Origin of the sequence: Nonomuraea sp. NPDC049419 (assembly GCF_040676995.1) — a bacterium.
Lineage (GTDB): Bacteria > Actinomycetota > Actinomycetes > Streptosporangiales > Streptosporangiaceae > Nonomuraea > Nonomuraea salmonea.
This window is the reverse complement of sequence record NZ_JBFAQB010000001.1, coordinates 1,087,224-1,110,163: the sequence shown is the minus strand read 5'-3', so window position 1 is coordinate 1,110,163 and position 22,940 is coordinate 1,087,224. Positions and strand designations below refer to the sequence as shown.

The following is a 22,940-nucleotide window of genomic DNA, read 5'->3' as shown; positions in this document are numbered from 1 at the left end:
CTCACCTGTCCAGCCGCTGGTAGAGGCGGACGGACAGGGTGAAGAAGACGACGGTGACGACGGCCGGCCAGACGAGAGCCATCAGCACGGCGTGCTGGGCCACCCAGGAGTCGCCGCCCCAGCCCGGGTTGCCGAACAGTTCCCTGGCCGCCGCCACCGTCGCCGACAGCGGGTTCCACTCGGCGGCGGCGCCGAGCCAGCCCGGCATGGTGGCGGGGGCGACGAAGGCGTTGGACAGGAAGCCGATCGGGAACTCCATGGTCTGGATCGCGACCGCCGCCCCCGGGTCCTTGGTGCGCAGCCCCAGGTAGACGCCCGCCCACAGCAGCGAGAAGCGCAGGAACAGCAGCAGGCCGACCGCGCCCGCCGCGCCGGGGAGCGTCTCCGGTCGCCAGCCGACCGCCAGGCCGCAGAGCAGCAGGCCGCCCAGGATCAGGACCGAGTGCAGCAGGTCGGCGACGGCCCGGCCGGTGAGCACGGCGGAGGGCGCCATGGGCAGCGACCTGAACCGGTCGGTGACGCCCTTGGCGGCGTCGGTGGTGACGGCGATCATGGTGGAGCTGAGGCCGAAGAGCATCGTCATGCCGTACATGCCGGGCATGAGGAACGCGAAGTACCCGGCCCCCTCCGGCACCTGCACCGCACCCCCGAACAGGTAGCCGAAGGCCAGGGTGATGACGATGGGAAAGGCCACCCCGAAGACCACCGTCATCGGCTGGTTGGCCCAGTGGACCAGATCGCGCCGGGCGATCGTCCACCCGTCCACGATCGCCCAGCGCAGCGTCGTCGCCGTCATCGGCGATCACCTCCGGTGGTGTGCGGGGTCGTAACCGTGGGGCGCCTCCGGTGAGGCGCCGGAGCGTGCGGCGGCGCGGGGTCGTGGCCGTCATCGGTGAGGCGGCGCGGGGTCGTGATCGCCATCACCGGTCGCCTCCTGTGAGGTGCAGGAAGACCTCGTCGAGGGTGGGGCGGCGGAGGGCGACGTCCTCGGCCTCGATGCCGGCCGCGGCCAGCGCGTTCAGGGCTTCGGTGAGCGTGCGCACGCGGTCGCTCACCGGGGCGCTCAGGCGGGCGGTGTCCCGGTCCGGCTCGGCGGGGGCGCCGGTCACCCGCTCGATGATCGCGGCCGCCTCGGCCAGGCGTCGCGGGTCGCGGACGACCACGTCGAGCCGGTCGCCGCCGATCTTGCTCTTGAGCGCGTCGGGCGTGCCCTCGGCGACCACCCGCCCGGTGTCGATCACCGCGATGCGGTCGGCGAGCTGGTCGGCCTCCTCCAGGTATTGGGTGGTCAGCAGCACCGTGGTGCCGCCCGCCACCAGGTCGCGCACCGCCCGCCAGATCTCCGTGCGGCTGCGCGGGTCGAGCCCCGTGGTCGGCTCGTCCAGGAACAGCACGGGCGGCGCCAGGATCATGCTCGCGGCCAGGTCGAGCCGCCTGCGCATGCCGCCGGAGTACTCCTTGGCCGGCCCGGGGTGCTCAAGACCGAAGCGCTCCAGCAGCTCGGCCGCCCTGGCACGGGCCTGCCTGCCGCCGAGGTGGTGCAGCCGGCCGAACATCTCCAGGTTCTGCCGCCCGGTCAGCAGCTCGTCCACCGCCGCGTGCTGGCCGACCAGGCCGACCGTGCGGCGTACCTGGCGGGGCTGGGTGACCACGTCGAAGCCGCCCACCTCAGCGCGCCCGCCCGAGGGGCGCAGGAGCGTGGTGAGGATGCGCACGGTGGTGCTCTTGCCGGCGCCGTTGGGGCCCAGCAGCCCGCAGACCGTGCCGGGGGCCACGTCGAGATCGATGCCGTCGAGTGCCGCCTTCTCGCCGTACGTCTTGCGCAGTCCCCGTACGCGTACCGCCGTCAAATGCCGCCTCCTCGCTTGCCGTACGTCGTACCGTACATCATACGGCAAGGCGCGGCAACCGTACGGTGTACCGTACGAAGGTGAGCGTTGAGTACTCGGGCAAGGGCGACCCTGCGCGCAGCCTCGCGCTGCTCTGGCGCACGAGCGAGCCCACCGGCCGCAAGGGCAAGCCGGAGCTGGGCGTCGAGCGGATCGTGCGCGCCGCCATCGAGGTGGCCGACGCCGAAGGGCTGCAGGCGCTGTCGATGCGCCGGGTGGCCGAGCGGCTGGGCGTCGGGACGATGTCCCTCTACACGTACGTGCCGGGCAAGCCGGAACTCTTCGACCTCATGCTCGACACGGTCTACGGCGAGACCGCCAGACCGGCGGACGTGCCGGGCGGCTGGCGGGGCAGGCTGGAGCAGATCGCCAGGGAGAACTGGGCCCTCTACCTGCGCCACCCCTGGCTGCTGCAGGTGGCGGCCAACCGGCCGGTGCTGGGCCCCCACCTCACGGCCAAGTACGACTACGAGCTGCGCGCGGTCGACGGCATCGGCCTGACCGACGTCGAGATGGACTCGGTGATCACGCTGATCACCGGTTTCGTGCACGGCACCGCCAGAGGCGCCGTGGAGGCCGCGCAGGCCGAGAGCATGACGGGGCTGAGCGACGAGCAGTGGTGGGCCGCGCACGCGCCCTTCCTCAGCCGCATCGCCGACCCGGCCCGCTTCCCCACCGCCTCCCGGGTCGGGCAGGCGGCGGGCGAGGCGCTCAACTCGGCCTACAGCCCGGAGCACGCCTTCGAGTTCGGGCTCCAGCGCGTGCTCGACGGCATCGAGGCCCTGGTGAAGCAGCGAACCGGCGGCTGAGACTCCAGCACGCCGGCTCGGTACAGGCTTCAGCGGGCCGCGAGTGCGGCGCGCGGAGGCTTGGCAGACCGCGTGTGCGGCCCTTCGCGCCTCAGCAGGCGGCCCAGCAGCGGCCCACTAGCGGCCCAGTAGCGGCTCAGTAGGCGGCGGGCGCGGCGCGCAGGCGGACGACGTGCTCGACCAGCGAGATCAGCGTCGCCTTGACCGACTCGCGGTTACGCGCGTCGGTGCGCACGATCGGCACCTGCGGCGACAGCGCCAGCGCCTCCCTGACCTCGTTGTCGGAGTGCGGGAACTGGCCGTCCCAGCCGTTGACCCCGATCACGAAGGGCAGCTTGGCCTCTTCGAAGTAGTCGATGGCGGGGAAACTGTCGGCCAGGCGGCGCGTGTCGAGCAGCACCACCGCGCCGATGGCGCCGCGGACGAGGTCGTCCCACATGAACCAGAACCGGTGCTGCCCGGGCGTGCCGAACAGATAGAGGATCAGGTCACGGTCGAGCGAGAGCCGGCCGAAGTCCATCGCCACGGTCGTGGTCTGCTTGTTCGGGGTCAGGCCGAGATCGTCGATGCCCGCGGACGCGTCGGTCATCACCGCTTCCGTGGTGAGCGGGAGGATCTCGGACACCGCCCCCACGAAAGTCGTCTTCCCGACGCCGAAACCACCGGCGACGACGATCTTCGTCGACGTGAGGCCGGGGCTAGAGCCTGCGTAGTCCACTGAGCACCCTTTCGAGCATGTTGAGGTCTGGCTGTCCCTGGCTGAGGCGTGGCTGGTGCAGGCGGACGAGCCCTTCGTCTGACATGTCCGCCACGAGCACCCTGGCCACGCCCAGCGGGACGCGGAGCAGGGCCGAGATCTCGGCGACCGACCGGAACGACCTGCACAGCTGCATGATGGCCTCCTGCTCGGGGGTGAGCATGGCCATCTCGTCGTCCGGGATCGACATCGACGAGATCAACGTCTCCATCGCGAGGTGGTAGCGCGGCTCAGACCTGCCGCCCGTCACCGCGTAAGGACGGAACAGGGGCTCCTCTTCCCCGATTCCGTCAGCGCCGTACACGGCCCGCTCCCATCAGTTCCATCACATCACCGGGTCCTGGCGGCCTGCAGCTCCGCGCGCAGGGCCGGCGTCAGTGCCTGTCCAGCCCTGTCTACCAGCAACGTCATCTGGTAGGCCACGAGTCCCATGTCACAATCGGGACCCGCCAGGACCGTGAGCACCGAGCCGTCACTGATCGCCATGACGAGCAGCAGACCGCGCTGCATCTCGACCACGGTCTGCGTCACCGCGCCGCCCTCGAACACCCGCGACGCGCCCACGGTCAGGCTCAGCAGCCCCGCGGCGACCGCGGCGAGCTGGTCGGCCCGGTCCGGCGGGAACCCCTCGGACGCGGCCAGGCAGAGCCCGTCGGCCGAGACGACGACGGCATGGGCCACTCCGGGCGTGTGCCGGACGAAGTCGGTGATCAGCCAGTCGAACCTGTTGGCCTCACTGCTAAGGGTTGTCACGCATCCTCCCCGGCGGGACGCTTACTCACTCTTGTCCTCCTGTCCACGAATCTCCTGGCGACCCCTGCGCACACCCTGCTGGAAGCTGGCCAGCCTGCTGCGGATCCGGTCAGCGGAGACCGGAGGCGGCGGCGGTGCCTGCCGCTGCTCCTGCTGCTGCGGTGCCTGCGCGGGCCGGCTGCTCGCCGTGCCAGGCACCAGGTTGGCCTTGGGGGTGCGTTTGGGGAGCCCGGCGGCGGTGATGCCACCGAGGCTTGGCTCGGCGGCCGCTTTCGCCGCTTGCCAGCCGGCGTCCGCGGCCGTCCGCCACGCTTCCTCACCAGAGGGTACGGCGTGCGCGGCCGTGGACTCTCCCGGCCCCTCCGCCGCCTCGCCCGGCGGCCTGCGGAACCAGGCCGACTCCACCGCGGCGAAGATCGGCAGGTAGTCCTCCCGCCCCTGCTCAGGCGGGGTGTCCGCCGAGGGGGCCGGGTCGGGCGTACGCACGTCGTTGGTCGAGTAGGACGAGGGCTGCGGCGTCTGGAACGCGCCATTACCAGATGCCGCGGGAGGAGCACTGGGGTACGAGGGGTAGGCGCCGGAGTCGTACGTGCCCTGACGCCTGCGGTAGGCGCCGCCGTCGGTGTCGGCGGTGAAGCCGTTGATCCCGGCACGGCCCGGGTCGGAGGGGAACGATCCGTACGAGGGCCCGCCGTCGAACGGCCGCGCCCCTGTCTGGGGGCCGGTCTGGGGACCTGTCTGGGGCCCGGTCTGGGGGGCCGCGGGGCCGCCGTTCGCCGGAGGAGCCTGCGGTGGCGCGCCGTCGAAGGACCTCGGCCCCTGTCCAGGCGCGCCGTCGAACGAGCCGGGCGAGCGCCTGGGCAGGCCGCCCGGCCTGACCTGACCACCGTTGACGGGCCCGTTCACCGGGCGCGCCGGCCCGCCCTCGGCCGGACGGCCGGGAGCGCCGTCGAAGGACGAAGGCCCCTGCCTGCCGGGCCCGCCGTCGAACGCGGACGGACCCTGCGGTGCGGAACCGCTGTCGAACGCGGACGGGCCCTGCGGTGCGGGACCGCCGCCGAAGGCCGGGGCGCCGGGCCGCACGGGACCGCTGTCGAACGTCGAGGGACCCTGCCGCGCCGGGCCGCTGTCGAACGTGGCGGGTCCAGGCCGGTGCCCGTTGTCGAAGGAGCCCGCGCGGGGCCCCGCCGCGTCGAAGGAGTCGAAGCTGGCGAACGACCGGAACGACCCGTTCTGCGCGGGCGCGCCCGCCTGCGACGGCACGGTCCCGCCGCCGAAGGCGGGCCGCTGCGGCAGCGGCTGCTGCTGGGTGCCGTCGGCGATCAGCGTCGGCGGCAGCAGCACCATGGCGATCAGCCCGCTGCCCTCGCCCTTGCGCAGCTGCACCCGGATGCCGTGGCGCAGCGCCAGGCGGCCGACCACGAACAGGCCCATGCGCCGGGAGACCGACACGTCCACGACGGGCGGCTCGGCCAGGCGGCGGTTGGCCTCGGCCAGCTCCTCCTCCGTCATGCTGATGCCGCTGTCGGTGACCGACAGCAGGGCGCCGCCGCCCTCGATGAGGCTGCTGGTGACGATGACCTGGGAGTTGCTCGGGGAGAACTGGATGGCGTTCTCGACCAGCTCGGCGACCAGGTGGACGAGGTCGTTGGCGCAGCTGCCGAGCACGGAGGTGGCGCGGTGCACCCGCACCTGGACGCGCTCGTAGCCCTCGACCTCCGACAGCGCGGCGCGGACGACGTCGACCAGCTTGGCCGGCTGGCTGCGCCGGCGGGTGGCGTCGTGGCCGGCGAGGACCAGGAGGTTCTCGGAGTTGCGGCGCATGCGGGTGGCCAGGTGGTCGAGCTTGAACAGGTCGGCCAGCCGGCCGCCGTCCTGCTCGCCCTTCTCCAGGCCGTCGATGAGCGAGATCTGCCGCTCGACCAGCGTCTGGGTGCGGCGGGAGAGGTTGACGAACATCGAGCTGATGTTGCTGCGCAGCTCGGCCTCCTCGCCCGCCAGGCGGACGGCCTGCCGGTGCACCTGGTCGAAGGCCCTGGCCACCTCGCCGATCTCGTCGTCGCCGTCCACGGCGATGGGCTGCACCTCGCGCACGGAGGCGGGGTCGCCGCTGACGCGCAGCTGGCGCACCACGTCGGGCAGCCGGAACCCGGCCACCTCCAGCGCCTCGGTGCGCAGCCGCCGCAGCGGGCCGACCATCGAGCGGGCGATGGCCACGGTGAGCAGCAGCACGACCGCGAGCAGCGCGAGGATGAGGATCCCCGCGATGATCGCGTTGCGGATCTCCTGCGAGCGCAGCTCCTGGCTGCGCAGGTTCACCTTGTCCGCCAGGCCCTTCTCGATGCCGTGCAGCAGGTCGATGGCGGCGGTGTTGCTGTCGAACCACTCCTGCCGCTCAGCCCTGGCCGAGATCAGGTTGTCGACGATGCGGGCGCCCGGCTCCTTGCCGCTGACCAGCGCGATCGCCCGGGACTTGGTGAGCTGGATGTTGACGTACTCGGGCTTGGAGGCCAGCGCCTTGGACAGTTCCAGGCCGACCTCGACGCCGGCCTCGGCGCCCACGGTGGCGATGTCGCTCTGCTGGCGGGCGTTGGAGGCGATGAACTGCTCGACCTCCTTGGCGTCCACGCTCGCGGCGTCGTAGGACGCCTGCAGGAGCTGGACGCGCTGGCGGGAGATCTCCTCCTTGGCCGCGACGAGCGCGCTCAGGCCGCGGAACTGGCCGACGATCTGCGAGTCGTCGGACATCAGGGCCAGCTCGTCGTGCAGCTTGATCAGGGTGTCGGTGAGGAAGTCGTAGCGGATGGTGTTCTTCTGGCCCTCTTCCCTGATCTTGGCCAGCCGGCCGAGGTCGTACCTGACCTGCTCGGCGGCCTTGACCACGCGGGGGCCGTAGGACTCGTCCATGGTGTCGAGGTCCGCGCGGACGGCCTTGACCAGGGTGTCCACGGCGGCCTTGCGCTGGGCGAGCGGCGTGGCGAGCTTCTTGCGCATGGCCCGGCTCGCGCCGACCCAGCCGCCTGTGTCGCGCTCCAGGCCCAGCGCCTGCACCAGGTCGCGGACGCGGCCGGCCTGCTCGGCTGCGGTGGCCGTGCGGTCATAGACGGCGATGCTCTGGACCGAGCCCACCACACGCGCTCCCCCGAGCACGACGGCGGCGATGGTCGGCACCAGGATGAGCGCGGTGAGCCGCCACCGCACCCGCCAGTTCCGCAGGCCGAGCCGCTGCAGCAGCCGCTTCGCGCGGTCCGGCTGCGCGGCCGTGCCGCTGCCCGAATTCCCCGTAGTCACCGCTCCCGCTACCCCTCAATCGTCCCGTCCGCAACGGGTCGTCAGACCGTCCACAAGGTATCCGCAGCATCTGACTTAACAGGCATATCGGACACAATCGTTACAAACGTGACCGGTTGTCGTGTGTTGTTGGTTATCGCAGCGCGGCAAGGACTTGATCGCGGACTTGGGCCCTTTGCGCGTCGTCGCTGAGGGGGCGACCAGCGCGGTCCACAACGTAGAAGACGTCCACCGCCTCCGCGCCGAGAGTCTCCACGCGAGCGGCCCTCACGTCAAGACCGCACTCACCGAACGCCCGTCCGATGCGCCACAGGAGCCCCGGCCTGTCATGGGCCCTGACTTCGACCACCGTGGCGGTCGCCGAGGCGTCGTCGACCAAGGTCACACGGGGTGGAGCGACCGGTACGCGAGGCGGCCTCACGGCCCTCGCGCGGCGGGCAAGTCGTTGCTCTATGTCAAGACGGCCGGCAAGGACGAGACGGAGATCGGCTTCGAGGGTCGCGGGGTCGGGCGGGGAGCCGTACTCGGGGATGACGGAGAACTCGATCACCGCCGTCGAGCCGGCGGACGCCGACGACGCCGAGCGCACCACGAGCCGGTGCGCCGACAGCACGCCGGCGGCGCTCCACAGCAGGCCCACCCGGTCGGGTGCGACGACCGTGACCGCTCCCCCGTGCACCCGGACGGCCCCACCTCCGTGGCGGGCGAGACCGGCCTGCTCGGGAGAGATCGTCGGCGGCTTGGGCGGGGGCGAGCCGGCCAGCACCGAGCGCACCCTGCGGACCAGGTCGGCCACCAGTCCGGCCTTCCACGCGTTCCAGGCGGCCGGCCCGGTCGCGATGCCGTCGGCGACGGCCAGCGCGGCCAGCAGGTCGAGCACCTCGCGCGAGCCGACCGTGCCCGCGACCTTCTCGATCGTGACGGGGTCGTCGAGGTCCCTGCGGGTGGCGGTCTCGGGCAGCAGCAGGTGGTGGCGTACGACGGTGGCCAGCGTCTCGACGTCGGCGGGCGGCAGGCCGATGCGGGTCGCGATGTCGCGGACCACCACCTCGCCGGTCGCCGAATGGTCGCCCGGCCAGCCCTTGCCGACGTCGTGCAGCAGCGCCGCGATCAGCAGCAGGTCGGGTCTGGAGACCTCGCGGGTGTGGCTGGCGGCGTTGGCCGCGGCCTCGATCAGGTGACGGTCGACCGTGAACCGGTGGATCGGGTTGCGCTGGGGGCGGTGGCGTACGCGCTCCCAGTCAGGAAGCAACTTGACAAGGATGCCCGCCTGGTCGAGCTCCTCCCACACGGGCACGGCGGCGCGGCCCGCGCCGAGGATCGACACGAGCGCGTCGCGGGCCTCCTCGGGCCAGGGCACCGGCATCGGCGCCGACTGAGCTGCGAGCACGGAGACCGTCGCGGGCGCGAGCGGCAGCCCCGAGTCGGCCGCGGCGGCCGCGGCGCGCAGCACCAGGACGGGATCCTTGCGCGGATCGACCCCCCTGGCGAGCACCACCTCGCCGCCGTGCTCCACCACGCCGTCGGCCAGCGGGCGGCGCCCGCGTGGAGCCGGGCCTGACACCAGCCTGTCAACGGTGCGCCACGTCGCGTCGAAGGCGTGGGAGATCGTGCGGCCCGCCTCGGCCAGCCGGCGCATCAGCGCCTCGGCGTCGAGCAGGCCGAGCAGCCCGGCCACCGCGTCCTGCTCCTGGAGCACCAGGCGGTCGGTGCCGCGGGCGGTGACGACGTGCAGCGCGTGCCGCACGTCGAGGATGAACTCGTACGCCTCGCGCGCCCGCGGTCCGGGGGCCGAGGCGACCCATGCGGCGGCCACCGCCTGCATGGCCTGGACGTCGCGGAGCCCGCCGCGGCCGTCCTTGAGATCGGGCTCCAGCAGGAACGCCAGCTCCCCGCTGACCTGCGCCCGCTGGTCGGCGGCCTCCCGCAGCTCGCCGAGCCGGCGCCGCGAGTCGGCCCGCCATTCGGCCAGCACCGCCTCCCTGGCCTTCCTGGTCAGGTCGGGGTCGCCGGCCACGTGCCTGGCCTGGATCAGTCCGAGCACCGCCTTGAGGTCCTGTCTGGCGACCGAGACGGCCTCTTCCACCGTGCGCACGGAGTGGTCGAGACCGACCGCCGCGTCCCAGATCGGATACCAGATCCGGTCGGCGATCCTCGCCACGTCGGCGCGGCCGGAGTGGAGCAGCACCAGGTCGAGGTCGCTGCCCGGCGCCGGCTCCCCCCTTCCCAGGCTGCCGACGGCGACCAGGGAGACCTGGTCGCCGTCGCTCGCCGTGCGGAAGAGATCCTTGAGCCAGCGGTCGGTGTCCGCGGTCCGCTCCTTGCGGGCCGCGGCGTACGAACGGGCCTCTCCCCTCACTGCAGTGCCCCCTTGCAGAGCTCCGCCCGGACGCCCTCGTCCGGGCTTCGCCTCGGGTCCTTTCCCCTGTGAACCCCCCGCCGGACGTCGTCGGCCGGTCGGGCCTCGCTCCGCGCGGACGCCCCCGGGAGGGTGCCCGCGCTTCGCCGCGGATTCATCACAGGGCTTCCGGACCCCGTTCGCCGGTGCGTACCCGGATGACGGTGTCGACGGGCACGGACCAGACCTTGCCGTCGCCGATCTTGCCGGTGTGCGCCGCCTTGGTGATGACGTCGATCACGTCCTCGGCGTCGTCCTCCTCGATGAGGACCTCAAGGCGCACCTTGGGCACCAGGTCGACCTGGTACTCGGCGCCGCGGTAGACCTCGGTGTGGCCGCGCTGCCGGCCGTAGCCGCTGGCCTCGCTGACCGTCATGCCCTTGATGCCGAACTGTTCGAGCGCGGCCTTCACGTCATCGAGCTTGAAGGGCTTGATGATCGCGGTGATGAGCCTCATGCGTCCACCTTCTTCGTGGCGGGAGCCGTGACGGGGCCGTTGGGGGAGCTCACGCCGGAGGCGTGAACGGTGCCGAGGTCGTAGCCGGTCTCGGCGTGCGTGGTGATGTCGATGCCGGTGACCTCGTCCTCGGCCTTGATGCGGAAGCCCATCGTCTTGTCGATGACCTTGCCGATGATCCACGTGATGACGAAGGAGTAGAGGCCCACGGCCACCGGGCCGAGCACCTGGAGCCCGAGCTGGCCGAAGCCGCCGCCGTAGAACAGGCCCTGGCTCTGCTCGTCGGTGGCGGGGTAGGCGGCCACGAAGCCGAGCGCGACGGCGCCGATCACGCCGCCGACCAGGTGCACGCCGACCACGTCGAGCGAGTCGTCGTAGCCGAGCTTGTACTTCAGGCCCACGGCGTAGGCACAGACGGCGCCGGCGATCAGTCCGATGAGCATGGCCGCCCACGGGTCGACGAAACCACAGGCCGGGGTGATGGCGACCAGACCGGCGACCGCGCCGGAGGCGGCGCCGAGGCTGGTGGCGTGGCCGTCACGGAGCTTCTCCACCGTGAGCCAGGCGCCGACCGCGACCGCGGTGGCGATCTGGGTGTTCATGAAGGCCAGACCGGCGATGCCGTCGACGACCAGCTCGGAGCCCGCGTTGAAGCCGAACCAGCCGAACCACAGCAGCGCCGCGCCGAGCAGCACCAGCGTGAGGTTGTGCGGCCGCATCGGCTCCTTGCGCCAGCCCTGGCGCTTGCCCAGCACCAGCGCCAGCGCCAGCGCCGCGGCTCCCGCGTTGATGTGGACGACCGTGCCGCCCGCGAAGTCCTCGATGCCCATCGAGTTGAGCCAGCCGCCGCCCCACACCCAGTGGGCGACGGGGAAGTAGACGATCGTGGCCCAGATGACGCCGAACAGCATCCACGCGCCGAACTTCGCGCGGTCCGCGATGGCACCGCTGATCAGCGCGACGGTGATGATGGCGAACGTCATCTGGAAGGCGGAGAAGACGAGGCTCGGCATGCCGGTGCCGTCGTCACTGGTCGCGGTGTCCACGAGGCTCTGCAGGCCCAGGGCGTCGAAGCCGCCGACGAAGGTGTTGAGCGCTGAACTGGGGTTCTCTGTGAAAGCGAGTGAGTGGCCGTAGAGCATCCAGGTGATGCTCACGACGACGATGGCGCCGAACGACATCATCATCATGTTCAGGACGCTCTTGGCCCTGGTCATGCCCCCGTAGAAAAGCGCGAGGCCCGGTGTCATCAACAGCACCAATGCGGTGGCCGCGAGCATCCAGGCAGTCGTGCCGCTGTCGATCTTCACGACGCGACCCTCCTTACATGTGACGTGTGGCCACAGCGTGTTCGCCCGGGGTTTCGTGGCTCGACCAGGTGTGTTTCACATTCGTGAATCTCGGCGCAGAGGTGTTTCGCACGCGTTTCGGACGTCTCACACAACGCTTTTGAGCACGGCAATATCGTCCGTGCCATACTTAGGTTTGCCTTACCTAACGATCAAGGAACGCCCATGCGCCTACGCCTGGCCCTCGCCGCCATGCTGCCCGTTCTCGCCCTCGCCGCCTGTGGCACGTCCACCACGGCCGAGGACGCGGGCCCCACCCGTACCGTCAAGCACGCCATGGGTGAGACGAAGGTGCCCATGACGCCGAAGCGGGTCGTCGTGCTCGACACCGACAAGCTCGACTCCATGGTCTCGCTCGGCCTCGCGCCCGTCGGAGCCGCCCAGGCCCAGGAGAACCAGACGTGGCCCGAATACCTCGGCTCCGCCCTGGCCGGCACCAAGCCCGTCGGCACCCTCCAGCAGCCGAACATCGAGGCCATCATCGCGCTCAAGCCCGACCTCATCCTCGGCTCGAAGTTCCGCCAGGCCGCCTTCTACGACAAGCTCTCCAAGATCGCCCCGACCGTGTTCACCGATCGGGTCGGCATCACCTGGAAGGAGAACTTCCTGCTCGACGCCGAGGCTCTGGGCAAGAAGGAGCAGGCGCAGCAGCTGCTGACGGCGTACGAGACGCGCGCCGAGGAGGTCGGCGCCAAGTACTCCAAGCTGCAGGTCAGCATCGTCCGGTTCATGCCGACCGAGATCAGGATGTACGGGCCGCAGTCGTTCAGCGGCATCGTCGTCGGCGACGCCGGCATCCCGCGGCCCGAGGTGCAGCAGCTCAACGACCAGGAGGACCGGCGCTTCGGCAAGCTGAGCCAGGAGAACATCGCCAAGGCCGACGGTGACGCGATCTTCTACAGCGCGTACGGGGAGAACGCAGCCAAGGCGCAGGCCGAGGTCACCGGCGGCCCCCTGTGGAAGAACCTCGAGGCGGTCAAGTCCGGCAACGCCCACAACGTGGACGACGAGATCTGGATGACCGGCATCGGCGTCACCGCCGCCGGCAAGATCCTCGACGACCTCGACAAGCACCTCGCCCCGCTGGCGTAACCCCGAAGGGGTGGGCCGGGGCGTTCAGACGAGGGTGACCTGGTCGCCCTTCCTGACGCGGCCGGGGCGGGTCACCCGCGCGTACACGCCGGCGCACGGCTGCGGCCCCATGTCGAACACCGGCACCCGGTTGTGCCTGGCCACGGTGCGCAGCGCGTCGGTGTCGCGGGTGAGCGCGCCGTGCTCCAGCGTCGGCATCGCGCAGCGCGGGCTGGTCACGATGACGTGCAGCTCCACCTCGTCGCCGACGCGCAGCCGCCGGTCCACCCAGCCGTTCTCGACGAACCCCTCCCCCTCGGTGGCGATCACCAGGTTGGGCCGGTAGCGCACGTCCTCGACCCGCCCGCGCGGCCCGAGCGCCCCGATCGCGCCGAGGGTGGAGGTGGTGATGAGGTGGAGGGGCGCGAAGTCGAAGAACGTGCCCGCGGGAGCGCCCGCCCCCAGCGTCCCCACCGTGTACGGCACCTCCGCCTCGATCCCCTCGGCCAGCACCCGCTCCGGCACCGACCGCTCCAGCTCGGCCCCCTCCGGCGGCACGTCGATCACCCGCACCTCGCGCCCGAGCAGCTCCGACAGCTCGGCGTCACCGGGCACCCGAGCGCCTTCGACGGTGAGCAGCCGCCGCCACAACCGCGGGTTCTTGGCACTGGCGATCTTCCCGGTGGCCACGTCGAGCACCGCCCGCGCCCGGTCACCGGCCAGCCCGCGTTCGCTCACCACGCTCTCGGCGAGCTCTTCGCCCAGCATCGACTTCACGGGATAGCGGCGCAGAATCTCCACATGCATGCGCAAAGCCTAGGGCCCGCCGACGCGCCTCCCCCTCGGGGACGTCAGCGGGCCCTCGGCTCGGTCGTCAGGCGGCGGCCGTGGCCATCTTGCGCAGGCGGGCCAGCGCGTCGCGCTCGATGCGGCGGGCGCGGTCGCGGCCGATGCCGTAACGCTCGCCCACCTCGGTCAGCGTGTGCTCGCGCCCGTCGACCAGCCCGTAGCGCCAGCGCAGCATCTCGCTGGTCGGCCCCTCAAGGCCGGTGAGCCACTGGTCGAGCCGCTCACGCTCCAGGATGTCGATGGCCTGCTGCTCGGGATCGGCCCACGTCTCGTCGGCGATCATGTCGCCCAGCTCGGTCTCGTCCTCGTCTCCCACGCCGAGCTGCAACGACACCGGGTCGGACGCCCAGCGGCGCAGCTCGCGCACCCGCTCGATCGGCAGGTCGAGGATGCCGGCGAGATCGTCGTCGGTCGGCTCGGCGTCGAACTCGGCCAGCATGTCGCGCCTGACCCGCATCAGCCGGGTCATCTGCTCCCCCGCGTGGGTGGGCAGCCGCACCGGGCGGGCCTGCTCGTGGATGGCCCGGCCGACGGACTGCCTGATCCACCACGTCGCGTACGTCGAGAACTTGTAACCCCGCCGGTAGTCGAACTTCTCCACCGCCCGCACCAGGCCCAGGTTCCCCTCCTGGACGAGGTCGATCAGCGGCATCCCCCGGCCCGAGTATTTCCTGGCCACCGCCACCACCAGGCGCAGGTTGGCCTGGATGAACTCCTCCTTCGCCCGCCGGCCGGAAATGGCCAGCCGCTCAAGCTCCTCGTCGGCCGCGTCCCCGATGCGCGGCTCCGTGCCCCCGCTGTCGAGCAGCTGCTCGGCGAACAGGCCCGCCTCGATCCGCTTGGCGAGCTCCACTTCCTCCTCCGCCGTGAGCAGCGGGACCCGGCCGATCTCGGCCAGGTAGGTCCCCAGCAGATCGCGCTCGGCGACGTGCTGCTCCTGCGTGCGACTCCCCGTAGGCCTTGCCATCCCCTGGCACCTCGTTCCGCAGCTGCGTTCTATACCCGGCCAACGTCCGGCCAGAAGCAAAGATTCCCTAAAGCACTACGTCTGCGGGAGGGTTCTGGATGTCCTCCTCAAGGAGGAGAGCGCGCTGAAACCCCTGGTGAACGAGGGATGGGCCGGGCCACCCTGCCGGGAGGGGACGTCGGGGCCACCCTACGTCCCCACGGCCGCGCGCGCGGGCCTCAGTTCACCGGACCGCCCCTGGGACGCAGGGTCAGCTCCGTGAGGTGCGCGTCGGGGCCGGCGGTGATCGTCGCGACGATGGCCCGCGCCACGCTCTCCGGCCGCAGGTAGCGCTCGGGCTCGAACTCCCCGCCCTCGTACGCCCGCACGCCCCGCTGCATGTCGGTGGCGGTCCTGCCGGGGTAGACGGTGGTGACCCTGAGCAGGGGCTCCTCCAGCCGCAGCACGTCGGCGAACGCCTTCAAGGCGAACTTGCTGGCCGCGTACGCGCCCCAGTCGGGGTTGGCCCGCTGCCCGGAGCCCGAGTTCACGCACACGACGTGCCCGCCCGCCTGCCTGAGCGCGGGCAGCAGCAGCCTGGTCAGCTCGGCGACGGCGACCACGTTGACCTCGTACGTGCGCCGCCAGACGTCGGCGCTCTGGTCGGCGATGCGGCCGAGGGTGGCCACGCCGGCGCAGTGGACGAGCACGTCGAGCCGGTCGATGTCCGCGACGTCGGCCTGCGTGACCCCGGTCAGCTCCACCGGCCAGGGCCGCGCCCCGGGCAGCTGGTCGGCGAGCGCGGCCAGCGCCCGCTCATCACGGCCGCCGAGCAGGATGTCGTGGGTGGGGGCCAGGGCCCGCGCGACGGCCGCGCCCACCCCTCGGGAGGCGCCGGTGACCAGCGCCTTCGGTCGTTCAGTCATAGCGGCAGCTTATTGACCTTGAGCGCCGCGCGGACGCACGGCCGGCTGGGCACGGGGCCTTCTGGTCCTGTCCGGCGCAGGGTCAGGCGGGGTCGCCGGTCAGGAAGGTGCCGGTCTCCTCGGTCATCCGCTCGTACTCCTCCAGCCTGGCCCGCGTCCGCAGCGGCACGGCCTCGGCCATGGCCTCCACCAGCGACATGGCCAGCATCAGCGGCGCGGCGTGGGAGTTGAAGACGAAGCCGTCGCCCACGGGCGCGTCGAGCACGACCTCGGCGGGCAGCCCCGCCCTGTCGGTGATGGCGGCGACCCGCAGGCCGAGCTTGGTGGCGTACTCCAGGGCCTGCAACGTCTCGGCGGGATAGCGCGGCAGCACCACGGCCACCACCCACTCGGCGCCTGACCGCTGGGCCGCGTGCAGGCCCTCGGCCAGCTCGGAGCCGCCGTGGACGAGCAGCCGCACGTCGGGGTGGATGCGGCGGGCGTAGTAGGCGAACGTGGTGGCCAGCCCGCACGAGGCCCGCAGGCCCAGCACCGGCAGCGGCTCGGTGGCGGCGAGGTGCTCGCCCAGCTCCTTGAGCGGGAAGTGGGACAGGCGCTCCCTCAACGCCGCGAGGTTGCGGATCTCGCAGTCGATGGCGGTGCGCAGCAGGCTCTCGTGCGGCGACTCCGCGCCCCCGCCGAGCACGAGGGGGCGCAGCGCCTGGCGCAGCTCGGGGTAGCCGGTGAAGCCCAGCACCATCGCGAAGCGGGTCACGGAGGGCTGGCTGACCCCGGCCCGTTCGGCCAGCTCGACGCTCGACAGGAAGATCGCCTCGTCGAGGTGCTCGCTGAGGTAGTCGGCGATCCTGTGCTGTACGGGCGACAGCCTCCGGCCATCCAGCAGCATCTCAAGCCCACCGTGATATCCGTCCGCCACGCCACCCTCAACGCATGGGACCCGCCGTTCTCATCCCGCCCACCGGTGCGCCCACTCCCCATGGGCAACGTCTTCCCTGGTCAGATGCCGTCAGCCGACCAGGAACTGGGTGGCCGCCAGCTCCCTGTAGAGCTCGTCGGAGCCCACCAGCTCGTCGTGGCTGCCGACCGCGCGTACGCCGCCGCCCTCCATCACCACGATCCGGTCGGCGCCCGTCACCGTCGAGAGGCGGTGCGCGATGACCAGCACCGTGGTCTCCGCCGCCACCTCGGCGATGACCTCGCGCAGCCGCAGCTCGTTGACCGCGTCGAGCTGCGAGGTGGCCTCGTCGAGCAGCAGCAGCCTGGGTTTGCGCAGCAGCGCCCTGGCGATGGCCACGCGCTGCCGCTCGCCGCCCGACAGCAGCACGCCGCGGTGACCGACCGGGGTCTCCAGCCCGTCGGGCAGCCGGGCGACGAGGTCGTCGAGCCTGGTGCGCGCGATCGCCGCCCGCAGCTCCTCCTCGGTGGCGTCCTGCGCGGCGAAGAGCAGGTTCTCCCGCAGCGTGCCGGCCAGGACGGGGGCGTCCTGCTCGACGTAGCCGAGCGCGGCGCGCAGCTCGCCGAGCGGCCAGTCGCGGATGTCGCGGCCGTCCACCAGGATCTGCCCGCCCTGGTGCTCGTAGAAGCGTTCGAGCAGCGCGAACACCGTCGACTTGCCCGCTCCCGACGGGCCCACCAGCGCGGTCAGGCCGCCGGGCGGCACCTCGAAGGTGACGCCGTCGTGCACGACGGGCCGGTCCTCGCCGTACCGGAAGACGACGTCGCGGAACTGCACGCCGATCGGCCTGGCGTCCTCGCGCGGGACGACGCCGGCGGGCTCGGCCGGCAGGTCCTCGACCTCCTTGATCCGCCGCAACGCGGCCAGCCCCTGCTGGAGCTGCACCCCGCCCTGCACGAGCTGCCCGATCGGGGGCACCAGGTAGAACAGGTAGAGCAGGAACGCGATCAGCGACGAGACCTCCAGCGTGCCCGACGAGACCCGCGCGCCGCCCACGGCCAGCACGGCGAGGAACGCGATCTGCACCGCCATCCACGTCGCCACCCCCGCGAGCGACGTCCAGCCGGCGACCTGCAGCCCGCGGTCGCGGGCGCGCGTGGCGGCCACGCCGACCTCGGCGATCTCCCGCTCCTCCGCGCCGCTGGCCTTGACCGTCCGGTACGCCTGCAGCGCCCGGTCCAGCACCGCCCCCATCTCGCCCACGGCCTCCTGGGCCTGCGTCTGCGCCCGCTGGATGCGCGGCATGATGAGCGCGACCAGCCCGCCGATGACCACCACGACGAGCAGGGTGACGAGCAGCAGCACACCGTCCATGGCGGCCATCAGCACGATGGCGCCGACCAGCATGAACGCCGAGCTGACCGAGTCCACGACGCCGTTGGTGAGCACCGAGCGGAGCAACGTCGTGTCACCGGTCACCCGCGACAGCAGGTCGCCGGGCTTGAGCCGGTCCACGTCGGCCACCCTGAGCCGCAACATCCGGTCCACGAGCCTGCGACGGGCGCCGAGCACGATGCCCTCGCCCGTACGTTCCATCAGGTAACCGCCTCCGGCCGAGACCACGGCGCCGACCAGCACCGCGACGGTCAGCCCGAGTAACGGCCCGGCCAGGGAGCCGTTCTGGCCGAAGGCGTCCACGACGTACTTCGCCAGCAACGGCATCGCGAGGCCCGCCGCCGAGCCGATCAGGCCCAGCAGCCCGCCCACAAGAAGGATCTTCCTGTGCGGGCGCAGGTAGGCGAGCAACTCCTTGACCACCACATCTCCTCTCACGACATTTCTCGACTTGCCCAACGAACGGGACCACGCGAACCGCACCCCCGACACGGGTCAACCTAAATTGACGACCTGAGTATGTCAACTTTGGTTGACATCTCCTCCTTGAGGAGGAGCTGAAATCTCCTGCATCCAACGGCCGCCGCCGGACGAATAGGGCGTCGAGGAACCCGGCCGGATCCCTCGTACGTCACGATCAGCCCTTCGAAAGGACCGAACATGGAGCTCCGGATCAACCGGCGCGCTCTAGTCGGACTTGGCCTCGCCGCAGCGGTCGCCGCGTCGTCCCTGGCCGCGTTCCGCACCGACTCCGGCGACGCTTCCTCGCACCGCGAAGCCCCGACGATCTCGGGGGACCCTCAGCACGACAACACCGACGTGTACGCGTTCGTGAGCCCCGACAAGGCCGGCACCGTGACCTTGATGGCGAACTGGATCCCGTTCGAGGAGCCCAACGGCGGCCCGAACTTCTACCCGTTCGCCACGAGGTCCCGGTACAACATAAAGATCGACAACGACGGTGACGCCAAGACGGACATCACCTACCAGTGGACGTTCCGCAACGAGGACAGACGCGGCACCACCACGTTCCTCTACAACAACGGCCCCGTCACCTCGCTCGACGACCCCAACCTGCTCTTCCGCCAGCGCTACACGCTCAAGCGGATCACCCCGGGCGGCACGAAGACGCTGGTCTCCGACGGCGTCGTCGCCCCCAGCAACGTCGGGCGCACCTCGATGCCCGACTACGGCGCCCTGCGCACCCAGGCCGTCAAATCGCTGCCGGGCGGCGGGAAGAGCTTCGCGGGGCAGTCGGACGAGGCGTTCTTCCTCGACCTGCGCGTGTTCGACTTCCTGTACGGGGGCAACCTGTCCCTCGTCGGCCAGGACACCCTCAAGGGCTACAACGTCAACACCGTGGCCGTCCAGGTCCCCGCCGCCGAGGTCGCGCTCAAGGGCGACCCCAGGCGCAACCCCGTGATCGGCGTCTGCTCCACCACCGACAAGTTCAACGGCAGCTCGTACGTGCAGGTCTCCCGCCTGTGCAACCCGCTGGTCAACGAGCTGGTGGCCGCCGCCGGGCTCAAGGACGCCTACAACGCGCTCGACCCGTCCAAGGACGCCGGCGTCAAGGCGCTCGTGGACCGCGTCACCGACCCCGAGGTGGCCAGGCTGCTGCAGGCCGTCTACGGCATCAAGGCGCCCGCCACCCCGCGCGCCGACCTGGTCGAGATCTTCCTGACCGGCATCGCCAGGCAGAACGGCCCCATCAAGGCCGACCTCAACTCGCAGGTGCTCAACAAGGACGCCGGCAAACTGCGGCCCTCGGAGATGCTCCGGCTCAACATGTCGATCCCGCCGGCCAAGGACCCGAACCGGCTCGGCGTGCTCGGCGGCGACCTCCAGGGCTTCCCGAACGGCCGGCGGCTCACCGACGACGTCGTGGACATCTCGCTCCAGGCCGTGGCCGGGGCGGCGCAGACCGGCAAGCTGGTGGCCGGCCTGACGGACAAGGTGGACGCCAACGACAAGCCGATGCTGCCCGCGTTCCCGTACATCCCGCTGCCGAGCGACGTGGCCGTCAACCAGCGCTGACCATCGCCGACCGGCCGGTTTCCTCTCCGAACCGGCCGGTCCTCCCCCGGCGGCAGACCTCCCGTCTCCCAACGTCTGCCGCCACCGGAAAGGAGCCGGCCGGCCGTGCCCCCGTCACAGCCGGCCGGCTCACCCCATCCGCGCCCGCCGCGGCCACCCTCACGGCCCCCGCATCCTCCTCTGGAGCCCAGCCACATGCGTGCCCTCGCCCTCTTCGCCGGACTCGCCCTCGTAGGGGCGGTGCTCTTCACCCTCGTCTCGTTCTCCTCGGCCCCGACGCCGCCGCCGGCGGCCGACCCGCCCCGCCGGGAGACCCTGCAGGAACGGCTCAGGCGGCTGCCCGGTGACCACAGGGGCTGGGCCGAGCTCGCCACCCGCCACATCGACCAGGCCCGCCTCACCGGCGACCCATCCGCGTACGCGAAGGCGGAAGGCGCGCTCGCCACGGCCGCGAAGCTCGCCCCGAAGGACGACGCCGTGCTCACGGGGCAGGCCGCGCTGGCGGCGGCCAGGCACGAGTTCGCCGGGGCAGCCGAGCTGGCCGAGAGCGCCATCGACGCCAACCCGTACGCCGCCGCCGCGTACGGCGTGCTCGCCGACGCCCGCACCCAGCTGGGCGACCTGCGCGCCGCCCAGCAGGCCGTGGACGCGATGATGGCCCTGCGCCCGGGTGTGGCCGCCTTCACCCGCGCCTCCTACGCCGCCGAGCTGCGCGGGGACGTGGAGACGACCCGCACGTACCTCGACTATGCCCACGAGGACGCCTGGCTCCCCGCCGACCGCGCCTACGCCCGCTACTACCAGGGCGAACTGGCCCTCCACGAGGGAGACCTCGAAACCGCCGCCCGCCACTACACCGACGCCCTGAGCACCTACCCCGCCTACACTCCCGCACTTGCCGGCCAGGCCAAGGTCGCCGCCCTCGACGGCCGCCTGACCGAAGCCCTGTCCCTGTACGACCAGGTGGTCCAACGCCTCCCCCTCCCCCAGTACCTCATCGAGCAGGGCGAGACCCGCATCAAAGCCGGCCTCCCCGCCGACTGGACCCTCCTGGAAGCCCAGCGCAAGCTCTACGAGGCGGCCGGCGTGCGCGACGACCTGACCTGGGCCGAGTTCGAAGCCGACCACGGCGACCCGAAGGCCGCCGTCCGCCACGCAAGGGCGGAATACACCCGCAACCCCAACCTGGTGGCCGCCGACGCCCTGGCCTGGTCCCTCTTCAAGGCCGGCGCCCCCGAGAAGGCCCTCCCCTACGCGAAACACGCGACCCGAGCAGGCTGGAAGAACCCGCTACCGACCTACCACCGCACCCGCATAGAACACTCCCTGGGCCTCACCAAGACCTCCGACGCGCCGTCCGGCCGCGGCTTCGACCCCGACCTCCCGGCCCTGGCGAGGTTCTCATGAGAGGCGCCCTCCTCACCGTCACCGCACTCCTGTCCCTGGGCGCCGCGCTGCTGCCCGGCGGCACCGCCGCCGCTCAGGCGAGCGGGCCGCGGGTCGGCGTGGTGGCGCATCCGCTGGGGCGGTTCACGGTCAATCACTACAACGGGCTGCGGGTCACGCCCTCCCACGTCCGGAACCTCGCCGTCGTGGATCTGGCCGAGTTGCCCACCGTTCAGGCCGAGCCGGAGGTGAGCGCCGCCGGGTCCGCCTACGCCGCCCGCCGGTGCGCCACGCTGGCCGCCGCCCAGCGGCTCCAGGTGGCGGGCCGGGTGGTGCCGTGGCGGGTGGAGTCCGCGGCGTTCGCGTACGCGCCCGGTGAGGGCGGGCTGCGGACCAGCCGCCTGTCCTGCCGGCTCGTCGCCGAGGTCCGCGCGTCAGGGGCCGTGACCTTCACCGACGGGTTCGAGCAGGACAGGCTCGGCTGGCGCGAGATCACCGCCACGGGGTACGGCATCCGCCTGACCGCCTCCTCGGTACCCGCGACGAACATCAGCCAGGAACTGCGCACCTACCCCGACGACCTCCTGACGGACCCCCTCGACCAGCGCATCGCCACCTTCACCGTCTCCCCCGCCACGGACCCACCGCCGTCCGGCGGCGAAGGGAACGAAACCGCCGCCACGCCGCCCGACGGCCGCGCAACCAAGCCCGGCGACGCGCCACCCAGCGGCACGGGAGCCGAGCCCGGCGACGCTGGAGGCGAGCCTGGCGCCACGCTGCCCGGCGGGCTGGGGATCGAGATCGGCGGGCCCATCGGGGATGCGTTGGCCGCCCTGGATCGCACGTTCAGCGCGCTGATCGGCTCGGACACGCTGACGGTGCCGTTGGGGCTGCTGGCGGTGGGGCTGGCGGTCGTCCTCGGGGCGGGACACGCGCTGATCCCGGGCCATGGCAAGACCATCATGGCCGCGTACCTGGCCGGACGCCGTGGACGCCCGCTCGACGCCCTGGTGGTGGGCGCGACGGTGACGGCCACCCACACGGCCGGAGTGTTGGTCGTGGGCCTGCTCCTGACCGTCTTCACGGCGCTGGCCGGCGAGACGGTGCTGGGCTGGCTCGGCGTGGCCGGCGGCGCCCTGATCGCCCTGATCGGCCTCCGCCTCCTCCTCACCACCCGCCACCGCTCAGAAGACCACCACGACCACACCCACGCCATCGCCCACACCCAAACCTCTCGTCACGGCCACGAGCACGGCCACGAGCACGAGCACGGGCACGAGCACGGCCACGGGCACGAGCACGGCCACGGGCACGGGCACGGGCACGAGCACGGCCACGGGCACGGGCACGGGCACTCCCACGCTTTCGGGCGCGGCCATGGGCACGGTGGCAGGCGGGGTGGGTTGGTGGGGTTGGGGGTGGCGGGAGGGCTGGTGCCGAGCCCGTCGGCGCTCATCGTGCTCCTCGGCGCGATCGCGCTCGGCCGGACCTGGTTCGGGGTGGCGCTGGTCACCGCCTACGGTCTCGGGATGGCCGCGACGCTCACCGTGACCGGTCTGCTCCTCGTCAAACTCGTGGACCGGCTGGAGCGGCGGGCCGCGAAGGGACGGCGGCTGGCCGCGCGGTTGTCGGGGCTGGCGCCGATGGGGACGGCTGCGATGGTGATCGTCCTGGGCACGGGGCTGGCCCTGCGCTCGGTAGCCGCGCTGTAAGCCCCGTGTCCGGCAGTGGG

The 22,940-nt window shown here is 71.9% G+C and carries 19 protein-coding genes; 5 read left to right on the top strand and 14 right to left on the bottom strand.

Annotated features, from left to right (window positions below):
- Position 1: 1 nt before the first annotated feature.
- Positions 2-796, bottom strand: a complete 795-nt coding sequence (locus tag AB0K12_RS05160; RefSeq protein WP_364555683.1) for an ABC transporter permease — start codon at positions 794-796, stop codon at positions 2-4.
- Positions 797-920: 124 nt separating this feature from the next.
- Complete coding sequence (locus tag AB0K12_RS05155; RefSeq protein WP_364555681.1) at positions 921-1,850, bottom strand: ATP-binding cassette domain-containing protein; 930 nt, start codon at positions 1,848-1,850, stop codon at positions 921-923.
- An 80-nt stretch (positions 1,851-1,930) separates the two neighbouring features.
- Between AB0K12_RS05155 and AB0K12_RS05150 the strand changes: the two genes are divergently transcribed.
- On the top strand, positions 1,931-2,698 hold the full coding sequence (locus AB0K12_RS05150; RefSeq protein ID WP_364555680.1) for a TetR/AcrR family transcriptional regulator: 768 nt from the start codon (positions 1,931-1,933) through the stop codon (positions 2,696-2,698).
- A gap of 136 nt (positions 2,699-2,834) precedes the next feature.
- On the opposite strand, the gene AB0K12_RS05145 is transcribed toward AB0K12_RS05150, so the two are convergent.
- The 7 genes from AB0K12_RS05145 to AB0K12_RS05115 all read right to left on the bottom strand — a co-directional run bounded on the left by AB0K12_RS05145 (position 2,835) and on the right by AB0K12_RS05115 (position 11,664).
- Positions 2,835-3,416, bottom strand: a complete 582-nt coding sequence (locus AB0K12_RS05145; RefSeq protein ID WP_364555678.1) for an ATP/GTP-binding protein — start codon at positions 3,414-3,416, stop codon at positions 2,835-2,837.
- On the bottom strand, positions 3,397-3,759 hold the full coding sequence (locus tag AB0K12_RS05140; protein ID WP_345397859.1) for a DUF742 domain-containing protein: 363 nt from the start codon (positions 3,757-3,759) through the stop codon (positions 3,397-3,399). Before AB0K12_RS05140 ends, AB0K12_RS05145 begins: the two co-directional genes overlap by 20 nt.
- 26 nt (positions 3,760-3,785) lie before the next feature.
- Positions 3,786-4,208 carry a roadblock/LC7 domain-containing protein gene (locus AB0K12_RS05135; RefSeq protein WP_345397856.1) on the bottom strand — a complete coding sequence of 141 codons (423 nt, stop codon included), beginning with the start codon at positions 4,206-4,208 and terminating at the stop codon, positions 3,786-3,788.
- 21 nt (positions 4,209-4,229) lie between these two features.
- The gene (locus tag AB0K12_RS05130) at positions 4,230-7,499 is read right to left on the bottom strand and encodes a nitrate- and nitrite sensing domain-containing protein (protein ID WP_364555675.1); all 3,270 of its coding nucleotides are present in this window, start codon (positions 7,497-7,499) and stop codon (positions 4,230-4,232) included.
- A 133-nt stretch (positions 7,500-7,632) separates the two neighbouring features.
- Entirely contained in the window at positions 7,633-9,858 is a 2,226-nt protein-coding gene (locus AB0K12_RS05125; protein ID WP_364555673.1) for a [protein-PII] uridylyltransferase, read from the bottom strand.
- Positions 9,859-10,015: 157 nt separating this feature from the next.
- The gene (locus AB0K12_RS05120; RefSeq protein ID WP_345397847.1) at positions 10,016-10,354 is read right to left on the bottom strand and encodes a P-II family nitrogen regulator; all 339 of its coding nucleotides are present in this window, start codon (positions 10,352-10,354) and stop codon (positions 10,016-10,018) included.
- Positions 10,351-11,664: an ammonium transporter gene (locus AB0K12_RS05115; RefSeq protein WP_364555672.1), complete on the bottom strand. Its 1,314-nt coding sequence runs from the start codon at positions 11,662-11,664 to the stop codon at positions 10,351-10,353. Before AB0K12_RS05115 ends, AB0K12_RS05120 begins: the two co-directional genes overlap by 4 nt.
- A gap of 204 nt (positions 11,665-11,868) precedes the next feature.
- Here AB0K12_RS05115 and AB0K12_RS05110 point away from each other — a divergent pair, with 204 nt between their 5' ends.
- A complete protein-coding gene (locus AB0K12_RS05110) occupies positions 11,869-12,795 on the top strand; it encodes an iron-siderophore ABC transporter substrate-binding protein (protein WP_364555671.1) in 927 nt (308 codons plus the stop codon).
- Positions 12,796-12,819: 24 nt separating this feature from the next.
- Here the strand turns inward: AB0K12_RS05110 and AB0K12_RS05105 are convergent, their stop codons facing one another.
- The 5 genes from AB0K12_RS05105 to AB0K12_RS05085 all read right to left on the bottom strand — a co-directional run bounded on the left by AB0K12_RS05105 (position 12,820) and on the right by AB0K12_RS05085 (position 18,208).
- Positions 12,820-13,581: an MOSC domain-containing protein gene (locus tag AB0K12_RS05105; RefSeq protein ID WP_364555670.1), complete on the bottom strand. Its 762-nt coding sequence runs from the start codon at positions 13,579-13,581 to the stop codon at positions 12,820-12,822.
- Between the two features lie 67 nt (positions 13,582-13,648).
- Positions 13,649-14,590 (bottom strand): sigma-70 family RNA polymerase sigma factor, encoded by a 942-nt coding sequence (locus AB0K12_RS05100; protein WP_345397839.1) that lies wholly within the window; start codon positions 14,588-14,590, stop codon positions 13,649-13,651.
- 218 nt (positions 14,591-14,808) lie between these two features.
- Positions 14,809-15,495, bottom strand: coding sequence for an SDR family oxidoreductase (locus AB0K12_RS05095; RefSeq protein ID WP_364555669.1), 687 nt, complete (start codon positions 15,493-15,495; stop codon positions 14,809-14,811).
- An 82-nt stretch (positions 15,496-15,577) separates the two neighbouring features.
- Positions 15,578-16,381: a MurR/RpiR family transcriptional regulator gene (locus AB0K12_RS05090; RefSeq protein WP_364555668.1), complete on the bottom strand. Its 804-nt coding sequence runs from the start codon at positions 16,379-16,381 to the stop codon at positions 15,578-15,580.
- A gap of 120 nt (positions 16,382-16,501) precedes the next feature.
- On the bottom strand, positions 16,502-18,208 hold the full coding sequence (locus AB0K12_RS05085; RefSeq protein WP_364555666.1) for an ABC transporter ATP-binding protein: 1,707 nt from the start codon (positions 18,206-18,208) through the stop codon (positions 16,502-16,504).
- 237 nt (positions 18,209-18,445) lie between these two features.
- On the opposite strand from AB0K12_RS05085, the gene AB0K12_RS05080 reads away from it, so the two are divergent.
- The 3 genes from AB0K12_RS05080 (at position 18,446) to AB0K12_RS05070 (ending at position 22,920) form a co-directional block, all read left to right on the top strand.
- A complete protein-coding gene (locus tag AB0K12_RS05080; RefSeq protein WP_364555664.1) occupies positions 18,446-19,822 on the top strand; it encodes a DUF4331 domain-containing protein in 1,377 nt (458 codons plus the stop codon).
- 195 nt (positions 19,823-20,017) lie between these two features.
- Complete coding sequence (locus AB0K12_RS05075; RefSeq protein WP_364555662.1) at positions 20,018-21,229, top strand: hypothetical protein; 1,212 nt, start codon at positions 20,018-20,020, stop codon at positions 21,227-21,229.
- A complete protein-coding gene (locus AB0K12_RS05070) occupies positions 21,226-22,920 on the top strand; it encodes a High-affinity nickel-transporter (protein WP_364555660.1) in 1,695 nt (564 codons plus the stop codon). The genes AB0K12_RS05075 and AB0K12_RS05070 overlap by 4 nt, the downstream gene beginning before the upstream one ends.
- The last annotated feature ends 20 nt before the right edge of the window (positions 22,921-22,940 follow it).

What these genes read in the sequence shown, in the direction of transcription:
- AB0K12_RS05160 (WP_364555683.1), bottom strand. Translation starts at nt 796, where the DNA reads ATGACGGCGACGACGCTGCGCTGGGCGATCGTGGACGGGTGGACGATC.
- AB0K12_RS05100 (WP_345397839.1), bottom strand. Translation starts at nt 14,590, where the DNA reads ATGGCAAGGCCTACGGGGAGTCGCACGCAGGAGCAGCACGTCGCCGAG.
- AB0K12_RS05095 (WP_364555669.1), bottom strand. Translation starts at nt 15,495, where the DNA reads ATGACTGAACGACCGAAGGCGCTGGTCACCGGCGCCTCCCGAGGGGTG.
- AB0K12_RS05120 (WP_345397847.1), bottom strand. Translation starts at nt 10,354, where the DNA reads ATGAGGCTCATCACCGCGATCATCAAGCCCTTCAAGCTCGATGACGTG.
- AB0K12_RS05090 (WP_364555668.1), bottom strand. Translation starts at nt 16,381, where the DNA reads ATGCTGCTGGATGGCCGGAGGCTGTCGCCCGTACAGCACAGGATCGCC.
- AB0K12_RS05080 (WP_364555664.1), top strand. Translation starts at nt 18,446, where the DNA reads ATGGAGCTCCGGATCAACCGGCGCGCTCTAGTCGGACTTGGCCTCGCC.
- AB0K12_RS05075 (WP_364555662.1), top strand. Translation starts at nt 20,018, where the DNA reads ATGCGTGCCCTCGCCCTCTTCGCCGGACTCGCCCTCGTAGGGGCGGTG.
- AB0K12_RS05105 (WP_364555670.1), bottom strand. Translation starts at nt 13,581, where the DNA reads ATGCATGTGGAGATTCTGCGCCGCTATCCCGTGAAGTCGATGCTGGGC.
- AB0K12_RS05110 (WP_364555671.1), top strand. Translation starts at nt 11,869, where the DNA reads ATGCGCCTACGCCTGGCCCTCGCCGCCATGCTGCCCGTTCTCGCCCTC.
- AB0K12_RS05070 (WP_364555660.1), top strand. Translation starts at nt 21,226, where the DNA reads ATGAGAGGCGCCCTCCTCACCGTCACCGCACTCCTGTCCCTGGGCGCC.